A 14,116-nucleotide genomic window follows, 5' to 3' on the forward strand; every position below is an offset into this window, starting at 1 on the left:
TCAAGGCCCGCCGTCTCCCTGCCCCGCCGTCTGGACGAACTCGGCATCCACGACACGCTCCTCGTGGCGCTGTACGGCACGGTGCTCGCCTCCGCGGCGGCCAGCCTGATCGGCCTTTGCTACTCGCGGCTCACCGCCCGGTTCGGGCATGTGATGCTGCGGCGGGTCGCCGCCGCAGCGTGGACGGCGGCACTGCTGTTGTTCGCCGTGGCCGGGCACTGGGCGCCGCTGCTGGCGGTCCCGGTGCTGACCGGCGTGGGCAGCGGCGTCACCATGCCCACCCTGACCGTTCTGGTGGATCGAGCTGCACCGGCCGGACAGCGCGGTACAGCCACTTCGCTGCCGGCGACCGCGCTGTTCGGTGGGCAGTTCGCTCCCCGCTGCTGTCCGGCCCGCTGATCGATGCCACCTCGACCACCACGGGCGCGCTGGTCGCCGCGGCTGGATGCGCGGGCATCCTCGCCGCGCTGCTGCGGCTGCGTGAACCTGAATCACCGGACGAGGAAGCGGAGTTGGGTGTGCAGAAATCGCAGGATGCGCCGCTGGGTGATCCGACGTGATGCGTCGGCGGGTAACCGCTGCGCCGGATGTCGGGCTCACTGGTTGGCTGCAGTGCGTGGCAGGGGCGGAAGGGTGAAGGCGAGCGCCGCGACCGCCGTGCAGACGACGGCGAGCGCGGTGAACACCACTCGGTAAGAGGCCGGCGCGCCGGTGGCGGTGGCGGCGAGCGTGACGAGGGCGGCCAGGCCGATGGTGCCGCCGATCTGCCGGGTGGCGTTCATGAGGCCGGAGGCGGCGCCAGCGTCCCGGGGCTGGATGCCTGAGGTGACCGTGGTGGTGATGGGGGTGATCAGCAGGCCCATTCCGGCCGACATGACGATCGCCGGCCCGAGCAGCCCGTCCACATAGCCGCTGCCCTCAGCGATCCGGCTTTGCCACACAAACCCGGTGGCGGACAGCAGCGCGCTCGCGATGATCAGGCCGCGCGATCCCGTGCGGCGCATCGCGGCCGGGGCGAGGCGGGCGGTGGCGATGCCGACCAGCGTGTGAGGGAGAAAGCCGAGCCCGGTGGCGAGCGCCCCGTAGTGCAGGGCGTCCTGCATGTACAGGCTCAGGAAGTACCACATGGGGATGAAGCAGGCTCCGGCCAGCAGCATCACCGTATTACCCGCCCAGACCGGCCGCAGCCGCACCAAGCACGGCGGCACCAGCGGCGCACTGGCGAACCGGGCTTCCACCAGGACGAACGCGGCCAGCGCGAGCACGCCGAGCGCCAGTCCGGCGAGCGTTTCGGGCCCGGTCCAGCCGTGCTCCTCGGCCCGGGAGACGCCGTAGACGAGGGTGCTCACGCCGAGCGTGGCCAGCACCGCCCCCGGGACATCGAGGCCGCCGCCTCCACCGCGCGGCCGGTCGGCGGGCAGCACCCGTACTGCGGCGAGCACGGCCACCGCGCCGATGGGGACGTTGACCAGGAGGATCGACCGCCACGACAGCGACTCCGTGAGGACTCCGCCGATCAGGTTCCCGGCCGCCCCGCCCGCAGAGCTGACCGCGGTCCAGATCGCCAACGCCCGTGTACGGGACGGGCCTTCGGCATAGGTGGTGGTGAGCAGGGTGAGGGTTGCCGGGGCCAGCACCGCGGCGCCCAGCCCCTGCACGGCGCGCATACCGATCAGGATCCCAGGGGTGGTGGCGAGGCCGCCGACCAGGCTGGCCGCGCAGAACAGCACCAGCCCCCACAGAAAGGCCCGGCGCCTGCCGTACAGGTCCGCCAGGCGCCCGCCCAGCAGCAGGAACCCTGCGAAGACCAGGGCGTAGCCGCCCACCACCCACTGCAGGCCGGAACCGGTGAAGCCGAGCGCGCGCTGGATCGAGGGCAGGGCGACGTTCACCACCGACACGTCGAGCACCACCATGAACTGCGCCGCGCACGCAAGCCACAGCACCGACGACCGAGCCCGGCTGTCCCTCACCGTCGCGACCGTGTCCGGGCCGCCGCTGCCGGTGTCGTGCGCCTCGCGGAATCCCATGTCCCTCCCACCCGTCGACCACCGATCCGTTTTCATCGTACAGCGGTACTATAAAACCGGGTTGCCGCGCGAGACCAAGGACTGATCAGTGCCGAAACGGGTCGACCACGCCCAGCGCCGGGCGCACATCACCGACGCCCTGGTCCGCGTCGCCGCCGCCCAGGGGCTGCATGCGGTGACGATGCGGGCGGTCGCCGGCGAAGCCGGGATGTCACTGAACCTGGTGCAGTACTACTTCGAGACCAAGGCCCAGCTGATGCACGCCGTCCTGGAACGGCTGGAACAGCAGAGCCACGAGCGATGGGCACACCGCCTCGACCGGCTGCCGCGTCCAGTGACGGCACGCGCGTTCATCGACACGTTCCTCGCCGAGGCGCTGCCCACCGACACCGCCAGCCGCGCCTTCCACCTGGTGTGGACCTCGTACGCGGTGCTGGCCATGACCGACCCCGAACTCGCCGTTCAGCCCTTCGTCGCAGGCCCCGACCGCCTGGAGGCCCAGCTGGCCGAAGTCCTGGAGCAGGCGCAACGCGACGGCGCCATGGACACAGAACGGGACGCCCCTCGCGAGGCCGCCCACCTGCTCTCCCTCAGTCACGGCCTGGGCACCAGCGTCCTGGTCGGCCAGCGCACCGCACCGGCGGCCCTGAACATCCTGCACGACCACCTGGACCGGCTCTTCACCGACCCGTCACGCGACCGCCTCGGCCTGGAGGCCGCTACGAAGCGGTCCCGCTCGTGAGGCGGCCGGCCAGGGTGGCGGCGAACTCCTCCGCCCGCGCCAGCTGCGTGCGCAGGTCGGCGACCCGCTGCTGCGCGGCCTGCTCGAAGTGCCGTACACGGTCCAGGAGCCGCGCCCGCTCCTCGGCGGGCACCTCGTCGCCGGAATCGAGACGGTCGGTGGCGGCGAGCAGGTCGCGCATCTCGTCCAGCGTGAAGCCGAGCGGCTTCATCCGGCGGATGACCATCAGGCGCGCCACATCCGCCTCGGTGTAGAGGCGGAATCCGCCCTGGGAGCGGGCGGAGGGGATGACCAGGCCGGTCTCCTCGTAGTGCCGGATGGTGCGCAGCGACAGCTCGGTCCGCGCGGCGACCTCGCCGATCTGCATGTGCTCGCCGCTCACGCGCCTGCCTTCCACCTCGTCCATCCTGCTGGCGCAGGAACCGCTTCGATCTCTACCGTAACGTTAGGGTAGAGTTGCCGGGGTGCGGACGGCTGTTCCGTCGCACTCCATGGTGCGGGATCCTCTCCCGTGCCGCCCTGTCGGGGCCGACGACGCCCCCGGCGAAGACCGATGCCTGCAGGAGAGAGCGAGCGGATGCCCATGCTGCCCCGCGCCGCCACCTGCCCGCCATGACCCTTCGCCCCTGAGCAGCCGCCTGCCCGCGGGGCGCTGCCTCCCTTTCGACCTCGGCCCGCCTGCACGCGGGCTTCGCGATGGACCGGCCCGGTCCTCGCACTCCTCCCGCATGCCCCACAGCTGACCGGGCGTGCCCGACCACGACAGGTACCGCCCTCTTGTCTGCTCCTGCACTCTCCCCGGCCGCACGACTGCGCGGCCTCAAGCCCGACTGGATCCACGACCCCAAGGTGTGGCGTACCGAGGTCCTCGCCGGCCTCGTCGTCGCGCTCGCCCTGATCCCCGAGGCGATCTCCTTCTCGATCATCGCCGGGGTCGACCCGCAGATCGGCCTCTTCGCCGCCTGCACCATGGCAGTGACGATCTCGATCGTCGGTGGCCGCCGCGCCATGATCTCCGCCGCGACCGGCGCCGTCGCCCTGGTCATCGCTCCCCTCAACCGCGAGCACGGCCTGGGCTACCTCGTCGCCTGCGTCATCCTCGCCGGCGTCTTCCAGGTCACCCTCGGCGCGCTCGGCATCGCCAAACTCATGCGGTTCGTGCCGCGCAGCGTGATGGTCGGCTTCGTCAACGCGCTCGCCATCCTCATCTTCATGGCGCAGGTGCCGGAGATGACCGATGTGCCGTGGCCCGTCTACCCGCTCATCGCGGCCGGCCTGGTCCTGATGGTGCTCTTCCCGAAGGTCACCAAGGCGGTCCCGGCCCCGCTGGTCTCCATCACCATCCTGACCGTGGTCACCATCGCCGCCGGCATCGCCGTGCCCACCGTCGGCGACAAGGGCGAACTGCCCTCCGCCCTGCCGGTGCCCGGCCTGCCCGACGTGCCCTTCACCCTCGACACCCTGACCACCATCGCCCCCTACGCACTCGCGATGGCCCTGGTCGGCCTTATGGAGTCGCTGATGACGGCCAAGCTGGTCGACGACATCACCGACACCCGCTCCAACAAGACCCGCGAGTCCATCGGCCAGGGCATCGCCAACATCGTCACCGGCTTCTTCGGCGGCATGGGCGGCTGCGCCATGATCGGCCAGACAATGATCAACGTGAAGGTCTCCGGCGCCCGCACCCGCCTGTCCACCTTCCTGGCCGGCTCGTTCCTGATGGTGCTGTGCATTGTCTTCGGGCCAGTCGTCTCCGACATCCCGATGGCCGCGCTCGTCGCGGTGATGGTGATGGTGTCCTTCGCGACGTTCGACTGGCACTCCATCGCGCTGAAGACGCTCAAGCGGATGCCCGCAGGCGAGATCACCGTCATGGTCATCACGGTCGCGGTCGTGGTCGCCACCTCGAACCTCGCCATCGGCGTCGTCGTCGGCTCGATCACCGCCATGGTGATCTTCGCCAAGCGTGTCGCACACCTGGCCAACGTCACTTCGGTCACCGACCCCGACGGCAGCCAGGTCGTGTACGCCGTCACCGGCGAACTCTTCTTCGCATCTTCCAACGACCTGGTCACCCAGTTCAACTACGCCACCGACCCGGACAAGGTCGTCATCGACCTATCCGGCACCCACATCTGGGACGCCTCCTCCGTCGCCGCCCTGGACGCGATCGAGACCAAGTACGCCCAGCGCCGCAAGCAGGTCGAGATCATCGGCCTGAACCAGCCCAGCGCCCACCTCCACGAAAAGCTCAGCGGCGAACTCACCGCAGGGCACTGACCGGCATCACCGCAGCCGACGGCCGCAGGAAGGCACACCCCTGCGGTCCGTCCGTCATAACGCGGGCCCTGCTGGTGCTGGACACTGCACGGTGCCTCCGATCGCGATCCTCAAGGCGCCGCCGACATGGCCGACGCGTGGAACAAGCTCCCGGCAGGATTCCGTACAGGGCTGGTGCAGACACGAACCGAAGGACTGTGCGACGCCCTCACCGGCCAGCCGCGTGCACTACTCACCGAGGCTCTCAGCGACGGGCAGGACACCGGACCACTCCAGGCCCTGCTCAACCGGGCCGCGGTCACCCGGATCGAGGTCGGCCGGATCGAGGTCGGCCGCCGGCCGCTGTCGGTCTATGACGAACTCACCGGCACCCGGCCCATCAACTCCCGCCCCCAGAGCAGGGAATCGTCTTGAGCGAGCTGACCGGCAACCGCATCCGCACCACGGCCACCAAGCTCGGCCTGCCCCATCTCGCCGACGGGCTGGACCAATTGGCCCGCCGGGCTGAGGAGGGCAAGCTCGGCTACCTCGACTTCCTCGACCTGGTGCTGTCCGAGGAACTCGCGGTCCGCGACGACCGCCGCTTCCGCCGGTCTCTGCTGTTCTCGAAGCTGCCGCACCACAAGACGCTTGACGACTACGACTTCTCGTTCCAGCCCGATCTCGACCCAGCAAGGTCAAGGACCTGGCCACCCTCTCCTTCGTCGAGGCCAAGGCCAACGCGGCCCTGCTGGGTCCGCCCGGGGTGGGCAAGACACACATCGCGGTCGCCCTGGCAGTCGCGGCCTGCCGGGTCGGGTTCTCGGTCTACTTCACCACTCTCGACGACATGGTCCGCCATCTCAGGGCTGCCGAGACAGCGGGCCGGCTGACCAGCAAACTCGGCTCCTACCTGCGGCCCGGCGTTCTCGTGGTCGATGAGGTCGGCTACCAGCCCCTCGAACGCGTCGAGGCGAACCTGGTCTTCCAGGTCATCTCGAAACGCTACGAGAAGGGCTCGATCATCCTGACCTCGAACAAGACCTTCAGCGAATGGGGACAGGTGTTCGGCGACGAGGTCCTCGCCACCGCGATCCTCGACCGACTCCTGCACCACTGCGACGTCGTCGCGATCAACGGCCCCAGCTACCGACTCAAGAACCGCCTCAAGGCCATCGAACGGGACACCAACGTGGCCTGACCACTGGCCACGTTCAAACGTACCGGCCCGGCCGCATCGGAGAGTACGCGGACAGACTCGCATCCTCACCCAGCCATGACCTTCACGGAACTGCGGACAGAGCCTTGAAAACGGCCAGGGATGCTCCTCGCATCACTCGCTCTGGTGTTCAACGAAGTGGGGAGTTTCAAAGGAGCGTGGCCCGGGTCGTCGGCTTGGGTCTCCCGCTCGTGGAGTGTGCGGGCCGTGTCGAGACGTCGAGACGCTGGCTTCGTGTCGGTGGCCAATCCGGGATCCTCACGCACGGCCACACCAGCGATCAGCTGCCTGCGGAGAGGCCCCCGTCAAGGAGCTGTGCCGTGAGTTCAATGCACCGCGTCCGGGCCGCGGAGAAGCCGTAGGGCATCTTGGTGACCGCTTCGAAGGCGCTCATCTGGGTGTCCTCCTTGTCGCTCGCCTCGGCGTCGTCGATCTCGAAGAGCTTCTCCTCGGCCTCGTCCATTCCGGCCGCTTCCATGGCCTGTTCCAGGGCCTTGTGGTGAGCGCAGTGCTGCGCGGCGAGTTCCTCGACCTGCGGGTCGTGGGGGTCGACGGTGTCATCGAGGGCGGCGTCGGCCGCGTCGAGGCGGTCTGCCTCGGCCCGTAGGTCGGGGTGGGTGGCCAGGGTGATGAACACGCTGGCCTGAATTGCGGCTCCCAGCGGCCCGAAGATCCGTTCCGTGACCAGCAGGGCGTCCAGGTCGGAGGGGCGCAGTGCGCCAGAAGGCAGGTGGCTGAGCCGGTCCGTGACCAATGGGGAGAGCAAGCCCAGTGGGCTGCCCACGACCCGCAGGCGCTGGACTGCCGCGCGCTGACGCTTGATGTCGGCCTCCTGGGCGGCCAGGGTCTCCTCCAGCCGGCCCAGGACGTCCTCAATGTCCCGGGCTTCGTCGAAGGCGGCCCGCATGTCGTCCAGGCTGATGCCGGCCTCGGACATCTTGCGGATCCACAGCAGGCGGATCATGTCGTCGTAGCCGTAGCGGCGGCGTCCGTCTCCACCTCGCTCAGGCTCCGGCAGCAGACCGATCTGGTGGTAGTGGCGAATGGCGCGCGGGGTGGTCCCGGCGAAGGCGGCGGCATCACCGATCTTGACCTCGCGGGGAGGCGTGACGGAGGGGTACATCGCAGACAGGCCCTTTCGTACTGTGGTGCCCTCGACGACACCACATGCCGCTACGGCATATGCAACTACACACCACCCAGATCCTGACGGGCTATCGGGCGGTCCCTCGCTATTGGTGTCCCGTCCCAGGACAGGCCCGGAACTGGTGGGGAGATCCGTCGAGCAGGTCTGATGGCACCCCGAGCAGGGGTTGGGGATTTTCAAGGAGCCCCATCAACGCTGTCGAATCCAGAGAAGTTGACTCAGATATGAATGCAACACAGATGGCACCACACCGCCGCCCAGCGCGGCGGTCAGGCAGAGCCTCGGCGTCCAGGCTTACTGGGCACGGCAGGTCCTGAGGTAGCTGAGGAACGATGCCTGCAGCCCGGTCACGTGCGTTTCGTGCATGAGTGCGCTGGTGACGGATCCGCTGCGTGAGGTGAGGCGGTGAAGGAACGTGGCCGCGTTCTTCGCGAGATTCTGGTAGACCGCCACGTCTCCGAGGATCTCTCGGTCGTTGAAGGTCACGTGAAGCTTGGTAGCAGGCAGGGTGTCACCCATTGCTTGAAGGCGAGCGAAGACCTGACTGTCTGCATGGACAATGCCGGGGCTGCCCGCGCCGATGCTCTCGAAGAAGGTGCTATTGGTGAGCCAGGCGTAGAGACTGAAGAGTCCGCCGTAGGAATAGCCGAAGAGGCCGTGACCGCTCGGGGCTGTGCCGTAGTCGCGTTCGATCCGCGGGTGTAGGTCCTCGGTAAGGAAGTCCAGGAACATATCCCCGCGGCTGTCGCTCAATTCAGCGAGGTAGGCGTCGGCTTGCTCGCGAGTCATCGTGCCCGCTTCGACCCCCATCTCCACCGCATCGATGTACTCCTTCGCGATGGGTTCGCCGGGGGGCACGAGGTCGCGGTTGCGCAACCTCTCCCAGTGCTCTGCTTCCTCGCCTGCGTAACCCACGCTGACCTGGACGTAGGGCTGAATCGACTGCATGGGGTCCAGTTGCGTGACGATGAGTGGGGCGGTCATGCCCACGGCCCAATTGCCGTCGAGCACGTACACGACAGGCGCTTGCACCGCGGCAGGGTCGTAGCGCGGTGGCGTGGTGACCCAGACGCCGTAGTCGTGCCCACCGCTGGAGCGCATCTCGAAGTAGTCGGTGTGGGCGAGGCAGCCCTGCCACATGGTGCTCATCTGAGGTCCTTCACGATTCGGCCGGCCTGGATTACGAGGACGGCGTTGGTGGGGTCGGAGAACAGTTCTGGGTCTTCGAGCGGGTTGCCGTTCCAAAGAACGAGGTCTGCCTGTGCGCCGGGAGTGATGACACCCACCTGGCCGGACAGACCGAGGATCTCGGCGTTGGTCTGGGTCGCGGCCACGAGCGCTTCCATCGGCGTCTCGAGGGCTGCGCGCAGGCTGAGTTCTCTGCCGCGACGGTCCTGGGCCGGACCGATGAGATCGGAACCCAGCCCGATCCGTACTCCTGCGTGCTTGGCGACAGCGAGCGCCTTCGTCATCTGCTCGCGTGCGCCCTTGGCTCGGTCGCGGGTCGACTCGGCGAGACCGGCTCCGGCGGTGTCGTGCAGCAGTTGCTCGACGACAGCGAACGTGGGCACGAGGGCAACCTCGCGAGCGGCCATCAGGGTCGCTGTGGATTCGTCGAGGCTAGTGCCGTGCTCGACACAGCGCACCCCGGCCTCGACCGCATTTCGTATGCCCTCGTTGTTGTGGGCGTGAACTGTCACATAGGTGTTCCGTGCCGCAGCTTCTTGAACTGCAACAGCGATCTCTTCGACGGTGAACTGGGTGTCGGTCAGTCGATCATGTGCGCCCACCACTCCGCCGGTCACGCAGAGCTTCAGGAAGGAGGCTCCGCGACGGAAGGCTTCGCGGACGTTGTGCCGCAGCTCGTCCGCGTTGCCCGCCATCATGGAGAGGGCGCACAGGCCCGCGATGTGGTGGCTGCTCCACAGCTCGGTGGGTTCCCATTCGGCTCCGTAGTAGCCGTGCCCGCCGATCTGGCACTGAACAGGTCCGCACGACAGGACGCGCGGCCCTCTGACCTTGCCCTTCGCGATCGCGGTGACGACACCGCCGTCGATCCCGCCGGTGTCGCGAACGGTGGTGAAGCCGGCGTCGAGCGTCGCGCCGGCCGTGGCGAAGATGTCCGCCGCGATCTCGGCGGCGCTTATCTGAAACGAGAAGTGCGGCTGGATCGGGCTCGACAGGCCCAGGTGGACGTGAGCGTCGATCAGGCCGGGCGTCATCGTCAATCCCTCGGCATCGAGACGCTCGCCGTGGGCGCTGGAGGCACCGAGTTGGGTGATGCGGCCGTTCTCGATAGTGATGTCGAGGTTGCTGGGATCGCGCCCCGATCCGTCGATGACCGCCGCGCCGACTACATGAGCAGGTCCCATAGTCGATCCTCCGCCGTTGCGAGCTGACTGCGACCATGTGCGAAGCAACACGGAACCGCCAATCCTTCTTTTCCAATGGATAAACTGTGGGAGTGATCCTGTCAACCTCGGAACGCAAGGGCAGCGCGCGCGAGCGACTCCTGGCACGGCTTCTCGACGCCTTCGGCGAGGCCCTTCCCCCGCCGGAGATGTCGCTCCGTGAGATCGCCGCCCGGATCGAGACCAGCCACGCCCTGTTGCGATACCACTTCGGGTCACTCTCGGGCGTCTTGGCCGCCATGCTCAAGGCGCAGCGATCCCGTGACAACGAGGCACTTTTGGAGGCCGCCCAGCAGGGCACCTTCGACGATTTCGTTGTGGCGATCTGGCGTACTTACACCCGGCCGGAGCAGCTGTCGCGTGCCCGCGGCTTCTTCTACGTCGTCGGACTGGCCGCGTACGGCCCCGAGGACTTCCGTGAGTTCGTAGAGTCGATCGGTGACCTGACCGTGATGCTGTCCTCACTCGCGGAACGCGAAGGGCTCGACACGAAGGAAGCGCGGGATGTGGCCACCGTCACCATTGCCGCGATTCGCGGCCTCCTCTTGCAGGAAGTCCTGACTCCCGGAACCCGCTCGGAGGACGCGGTCACCTTGATCCTGCGCATGAGAGAGGGCCGATCCGTTCCACGATCACGCCCGGAGCGTTAACGAGTTGGTGTCTGATAGCGGGTGGGGCGTGTTTGGCCTGGATGTGGCCTGTTTTCAGGTGGTGGTGCGGTCGGAGACGAGGCTGGCGAGTGGCATCCAGCCGCAGCTCGATGCCTTCGGCCCGGGCGTAGGCGAACACGTCGGCCAGAGTCCGTAATCGCAGGCCGGGGCCGCCGGGGACCGCGCACCCCCGCTCGGCCAGGAGCGTACGTATCTCTGCGATCGCACGGGTGATGGTGGAGCGGTCGACGCCGAACAGCAGCCCCAGTACCGAGTGCGGCAGGTCGTGCCGCAGATGGATCAGCGTGGCCACCAGCCGGTCGACGAGGACCAGCTGGTGGCGGGCGCCGGCTCCCGCGGCCCGCTTCCTGGCCCCACCTCGTGCAGCATGGCGACGGGGCTTGCCAACGGCACCGGCTTCAACCGGCCCGAACCCGACCACATCCGCATCGTCACCCTGCCCAGGGTCGACGGCCTCCGCTACGCCATCGAACGTATCGCAGGGTTCCTCGAGACCAAGCGGCGCAGAACCAGGCACGAGCGGCTCCGCCTGGCCCTCTCACCGGAAGGCCCACTCAAGACGTGCCCGCATCGCGAATCAGACATCGCAATATTGGCGAGCAATCTCCTTTCCCCTTGTGCCTTCTACCCTCCAGTTCCTTCTGAGCGGACTGGCAGTCCCCCAAACGTCGTACCCAAACCGAAGGTCTGATCGATTCTCCGACGGGGCCGAAGGACGTATACCGGCCTGCACTGGGAGTTCGGACAGCAGCGCAGGCCGATTGCCGGGGACTCGCTCGGCCCATCGCTGAGCAGGGCCGTCCGGGGGCACGTCAGGATCGCCATACGAGCCTGCGAGGACTCAACGCCCTGGCCACCCGCCCGGCCGTGGTACGGCAAGTTGTCGCTCAGCGGAGGTGGATGTCGTGGATGGACCAGCCGCGGGCCGTCATCGCCTCGACGTACCGTTCGGCCCGTGTGCGGTGCGCGGCGAAGGCGAGCAGGTGTGTGGGGCGGGTGGCGCCCACGAAGACGAGCTGCGCCGCGCGCTGGATCGTGACCAGGGCCTTGGAGGCGTCCTGCTGCCGGCTCAGGAGTCCGAGGACCTCGTGTACGTCGTATTTCTTGCCGCTGCGTTCCAGGCATTCGAGGATGAGCGTGGCCGCGTGTGTTTCGCCCCTTGGCGCTCTGGATCGATCCCGCAACGGACGGCACTACCCCGTGCTCCTCATCGGATAGCGGCTCAAGCGCGGGAGTCGGCAGGGACACGTATGGGGCGTGGGCAAGGGGATCTGCGAGGCGTGCGACTCCTTTCAAGGGGCTCTGGGTGAGGTCGGGCAGCACTCGCAGTAGCCGGTCGGTGAGGGCTGTCCATGTGTCGTTGGTGTCGAGTGGGCTTGTCAGGATGTCGTGCAGGAGCAGGCGTGCCCGGCCTCCGGTGGTAGCCGGGTCTCGGTCCAGTCGTCTCAGCGGTGGCAAGTTGCCGGAGTTGGCGAGTCGGGCTACGTCACGGATTACGTTCCACAGGAGTGTGTCGAGCCGGCGGGCGATGTGCTTGGGCAGCATCCGCCGGATCTTCGCCGGTGCCGTCTCGCTTGCCGTGTGCTCCGCCGTCGTCAACCCTGCCTGGCGCCAGGCGGCTGCGCGGTTGGCGACCAGGCTGGGGGCAGCACGGCCAGCGCCTCGTCGTCGCTGAGCATCAGCGGAGGCAAACGGTACCCGGGGGCGAGCCGGTACCCGCTGTAGCGGCCGCGCACCGATTCCACGGGCACGTCCGGGTCGATGAGCTGGTCCACATAGCGCCGCGCGGTGCGCCCTTCGACGCCGAGCCGGTCGGCGAGCTCGGTCACCGTTCGGGTGCCGCCCGACTGGATCAGTTCCAAGAGTGTCAGCACGTGGCCGGTGGGTCGGGGCATGTCCGCAGCCTGACGCGAATACAGGGCCGATTCTGTCCACTATTTCTCCTAGCCTGCTCAGTGCACGCCTCCAGCACAGCCAAGGAGATTCCCATGGAGTTCGTCTCGATCCGCATTATCACCAGCGACGTAGCGCGCCTCGTCGAGTTCTACGAGCTGGCCACGGGGGCGCGGGCGACGTGGGCCACCGAGGACTTCGCCGAACTCAGGACCGCGGGCGCCACCCTCGCGATCGCCGGCACCCGCACCGTCCCGCTGTTCGCCCCGGGCTCGGCCCGCCCGGCGGACAACCACAGCGTGATCACCGAGTTCCTCGTCGACGATGTGGACCGCGTGCACCAGAACCTGACCGGCGTCGTCACCGACTTCGTCACCGAGCCCACCACGATGCCCTGGGGCAACCGGTCGCTGCTGTTCCGCGACCCCGACGGCAACCTCGTCAACTTCTTCACCCCCGTCACCCCGGCGGCCATCGAAAAGTTCGCACGCTGACACCCCGCACAGCAGCTCACCCGGGAGCCCTGAGATCCCAGGGCTCCCGGTGAACCCGGCCACCGAGTCCAGGAACGCCACCAGCAGGGAACACCGGAACCACCGCCGACCCCCGAAGGGAGGTCTGCGCTTGCGTCTGCGGAGCGACGCCGGACATCCGATCGAACACGTCGCTGCGGAAGCCGAGGTCTCCCGCCGCTGTCTGACCAAGTGGTACGCCCGCTGGCGCGCGCACGGCGAGAACGGACTACTTGGCCACTCCTCCCGCCCCGCCGCCGGCCCCGCCCGCACCCCCGAGGACATCGCCGACCTGGTGGAGGCGCTGCGGCGGCAGACCACACACGGGCCAGCGCGGCTCGCCGCCGGCCTACAGCGGCTGCACGGCGTCACACTCGCGCCCGCGACCGTCCACCGCATCCTGGTGAGGCGAGGACTCAACCGGCTCCGGGACCTCGGCCCACCCGGCTGGCGAGCAGCTGCGCGAGGTCATCCGCTTCGAGCACGACCGGGGCGGCGACCTGGTCCACGTCGGCGTCAAGATGCCGGGCCGGGGGCGTTGCTGCCCCGGGCTCCCCGCATGGCTGTCCGAGGCCCTACCCGGGCGGTGTTGGTCGTCGGGTCGGTAGCCAGGTGTCGATGACTGGTGTTAGTTCGTCGGGTCGGGTGAAGATGTGTCCGTTCATACCGGTGGCCTGTGCTGCGCATACGTTCTCTTCGCGGTCGTCGACGAAGAGGAAGTCGGCGGGTGCGGCCTGCATGGCGACGATGCAGTGGTGGAACGCTGCTGGGTCCGGTTTTGCTGCGTGGATCTTTCCGGAGAAGGCGGCGTGGTCCAGCTTTCCCAGCCAGGGTTGTGTGGCGAGGAAGGCGTCCGCGTGGTCTGCGGGAATGTTGGACAGCAGGGCGACCTCGGTGACCTCGCGCAGGGACCGCACGTAGGCGACCATGCGCTTGTCGACGCGTGACCAACTGCGGATGTCGGCGAGCCGCAGTTCCTCGATCGTGTCGGCGTCGGCGGAGCGTGACAGCCACCGCAGTACGGCCGTCCAGTACTCGGGCCCGGACCACTGCCCGGCGTCGTAGGGCGGACGGCAGGCCCAGTACGCCTCGGCGAAGGCGTCTGCGGGTGTGTTGCACCGGGCGGCCATCTGCGCCAGGGCGCCCGGGCGTTGGTGGCGGGCGATGACCCCGAAGAGGTCGAACAGGACGATGCGTCGGTGGGGCGACATGGTGGTGGGTTTCTCCGG

General features: G+C 68.3%; 14 protein-coding genes and 3 pseudogenes. 8 read left to right on the forward strand and 9 right to left on the reverse strand.

The window, feature by feature from the left end:
* On the forward strand, positions 1–399 hold a 399-nt coding region (locus tag NQU54_RS41055; protein WP_372506325.1), incomplete at its 5' end, for an MFS transporter.
* Positions 400–596: 197 nt separating this feature from the next.
* On the opposite strand, the gene NQU54_RS41060 is transcribed toward NQU54_RS41055, so the two are convergent.
* Complete coding sequence (locus tag NQU54_RS41060) at positions 597–2,030, reverse strand: MFS transporter (RefSeq protein ID WP_257635440.1); 1,434 nt, start codon at positions 2,028–2,030, stop codon at positions 597–599.
* A gap of 88 nt (positions 2,031–2,118) precedes the next feature.
* Between NQU54_RS41060 and NQU54_RS41065 the strand changes: the two genes are divergently transcribed.
* On the forward strand, positions 2,119–2,772 hold the full coding sequence (locus NQU54_RS41065; RefSeq protein WP_257635441.1) for a TetR/AcrR family transcriptional regulator: 654 nt from the start codon (positions 2,119–2,121) through the stop codon (positions 2,770–2,772).
* Here the strand turns inward: NQU54_RS41065 and NQU54_RS41070 are convergent.
* Positions 2,750–3,154: a MerR family transcriptional regulator gene (locus tag NQU54_RS41070; RefSeq protein ID WP_257635442.1), complete on the reverse strand. Its 405-nt coding sequence runs from the start codon at positions 3,152–3,154 to the stop codon at positions 2,750–2,752. The genes NQU54_RS41065 and NQU54_RS41070 overlap by 23 nt on opposite strands.
* 395 nt (positions 3,155–3,549) lie before the next feature.
* Here NQU54_RS41070 and NQU54_RS41075 point away from each other — a divergent pair, with 395 nt between their 5' ends.
* The 3 genes and pseudogenes from NQU54_RS41075 to istB all read left to right on the forward strand — a co-directional run bounded on the left by NQU54_RS41075 (position 3,550) and on the right by istB (position 6,235).
* On the forward strand, positions 3,550–5,055 hold the full coding sequence (locus NQU54_RS41075) for a SulP family inorganic anion transporter (protein WP_257635443.1): 1,506 nt from the start codon (positions 3,550–3,552) through the stop codon (positions 5,053–5,055).
* A 126-nt stretch (positions 5,056–5,181) separates the two neighbouring features.
* Positions 5,182–5,469, forward strand: a complete 288-nt coding sequence (locus NQU54_RS50345) for a PIN domain-containing protein (RefSeq protein WP_372506326.1) — start codon at positions 5,182–5,184, stop codon at positions 5,467–5,469.
* Positions 5,466–6,235, forward strand: a pseudogene (istB, locus tag NQU54_RS41085) (IS21-like element helper ATPase IstB). The gene NQU54_RS50345 and the pseudogene istB overlap by 4 nt, the downstream one beginning before the upstream one ends.
* A gap of 298 nt (positions 6,236–6,533) precedes the next feature.
* Here the strand turns inward: istB and NQU54_RS41090 are convergent.
* From NQU54_RS41090 to NQU54_RS41100, 3 genes are all read right to left on the reverse strand, one after another.
* Entirely contained in the window at positions 6,534–7,376 is an 843-nt protein-coding gene (locus tag NQU54_RS41090) for a MerR family transcriptional regulator (protein ID WP_257635444.1), read from the reverse strand.
* 318 nt (positions 7,377–7,694) lie between these two features.
* Positions 7,695–8,549, reverse strand: a complete 855-nt coding sequence (locus NQU54_RS41095) for an alpha/beta hydrolase (RefSeq protein WP_257635445.1) — start codon at positions 8,547–8,549, stop codon at positions 7,695–7,697.
* Positions 8,546–9,772, reverse strand: a complete 1,227-nt coding sequence (locus tag NQU54_RS41100) for a metal-dependent hydrolase family protein (RefSeq protein WP_257635446.1) — start codon at positions 9,770–9,772, stop codon at positions 8,546–8,548. Before NQU54_RS41100 ends, NQU54_RS41095 begins: the two co-directional genes overlap by 4 nt.
* Before the next feature lie 92 nt (positions 9,773–9,864).
* Here NQU54_RS41100 and NQU54_RS41105 point away from each other — a divergent pair, with 92 nt between their 5' ends.
* Positions 9,865–10,461 (forward strand): TetR/AcrR family transcriptional regulator, encoded by a 597-nt coding sequence (locus NQU54_RS41105; RefSeq protein WP_257635447.1) that lies wholly within the window; start codon positions 9,865–9,867, stop codon positions 10,459–10,461.
* A gap of 67 nt (positions 10,462–10,528) precedes the next feature.
* Here the strand turns inward: NQU54_RS41105 and NQU54_RS41110 are convergent.
* From NQU54_RS41110 to NQU54_RS41125, 3 genes and pseudogenes are all read right to left on the reverse strand, one after another.
* Positions 10,529–10,888 (reverse strand): annotated as a pseudogene (locus NQU54_RS41110) (helix-turn-helix domain-containing protein); the annotation flags it as partial.
* A 481-nt stretch (positions 10,889–11,369) separates the two neighbouring features.
* Positions 11,370–11,666: a hypothetical protein gene (locus tag NQU54_RS41120; protein WP_257635478.1), complete on the reverse strand. Its 297-nt coding sequence runs from the start codon at positions 11,664–11,666 to the stop codon at positions 11,370–11,372.
* 319 nt (positions 11,667–11,985) lie between these two features.
* Positions 11,986–12,377 (reverse strand): annotated as a pseudogene (locus tag NQU54_RS41125) (helix-turn-helix transcriptional regulator); the annotation flags it as partial.
* A 93-nt stretch (positions 12,378–12,470) separates the two neighbouring features.
* Between NQU54_RS41125 and NQU54_RS41130 the strand changes: the two are divergent.
* Together NQU54_RS41130 and NQU54_RS50350 are read left to right on the forward strand one after the other, a co-directional pair.
* Positions 12,471–12,869, forward strand: a complete 399-nt coding sequence (locus NQU54_RS41130; protein ID WP_257635448.1) for a VOC family protein — start codon at positions 12,471–12,473, stop codon at positions 12,867–12,869.
* 49 nt (positions 12,870–12,918) lie between these two features.
* A complete protein-coding gene (locus tag NQU54_RS50350) occupies positions 12,919–13,509 on the forward strand; it encodes a helix-turn-helix domain-containing protein (protein ID WP_372506328.1) in 591 nt (196 codons plus the stop codon).
* Here NQU54_RS50350 and NQU54_RS41135 read toward each other — a convergent pair.
* Positions 13,463–14,098, reverse strand: a complete 636-nt coding sequence (locus NQU54_RS41135; protein WP_257635449.1) for an HAD family hydrolase — start codon at positions 14,096–14,098, stop codon at positions 13,463–13,465. The two genes, NQU54_RS50350 and NQU54_RS41135, sit on opposite strands and share 47 nt — an antisense overlap.
* Positions 14,099–14,116: the final 18 nt, after the last annotated feature.

This window comes from Streptomyces malaysiensis subsp. samsunensis (genome assembly GCF_024519315.1).
Lineage (GTDB): Bacteria > Actinomycetota > Actinomycetes > Streptomycetales > Streptomycetaceae > Streptomyces > Streptomyces malaysiensis.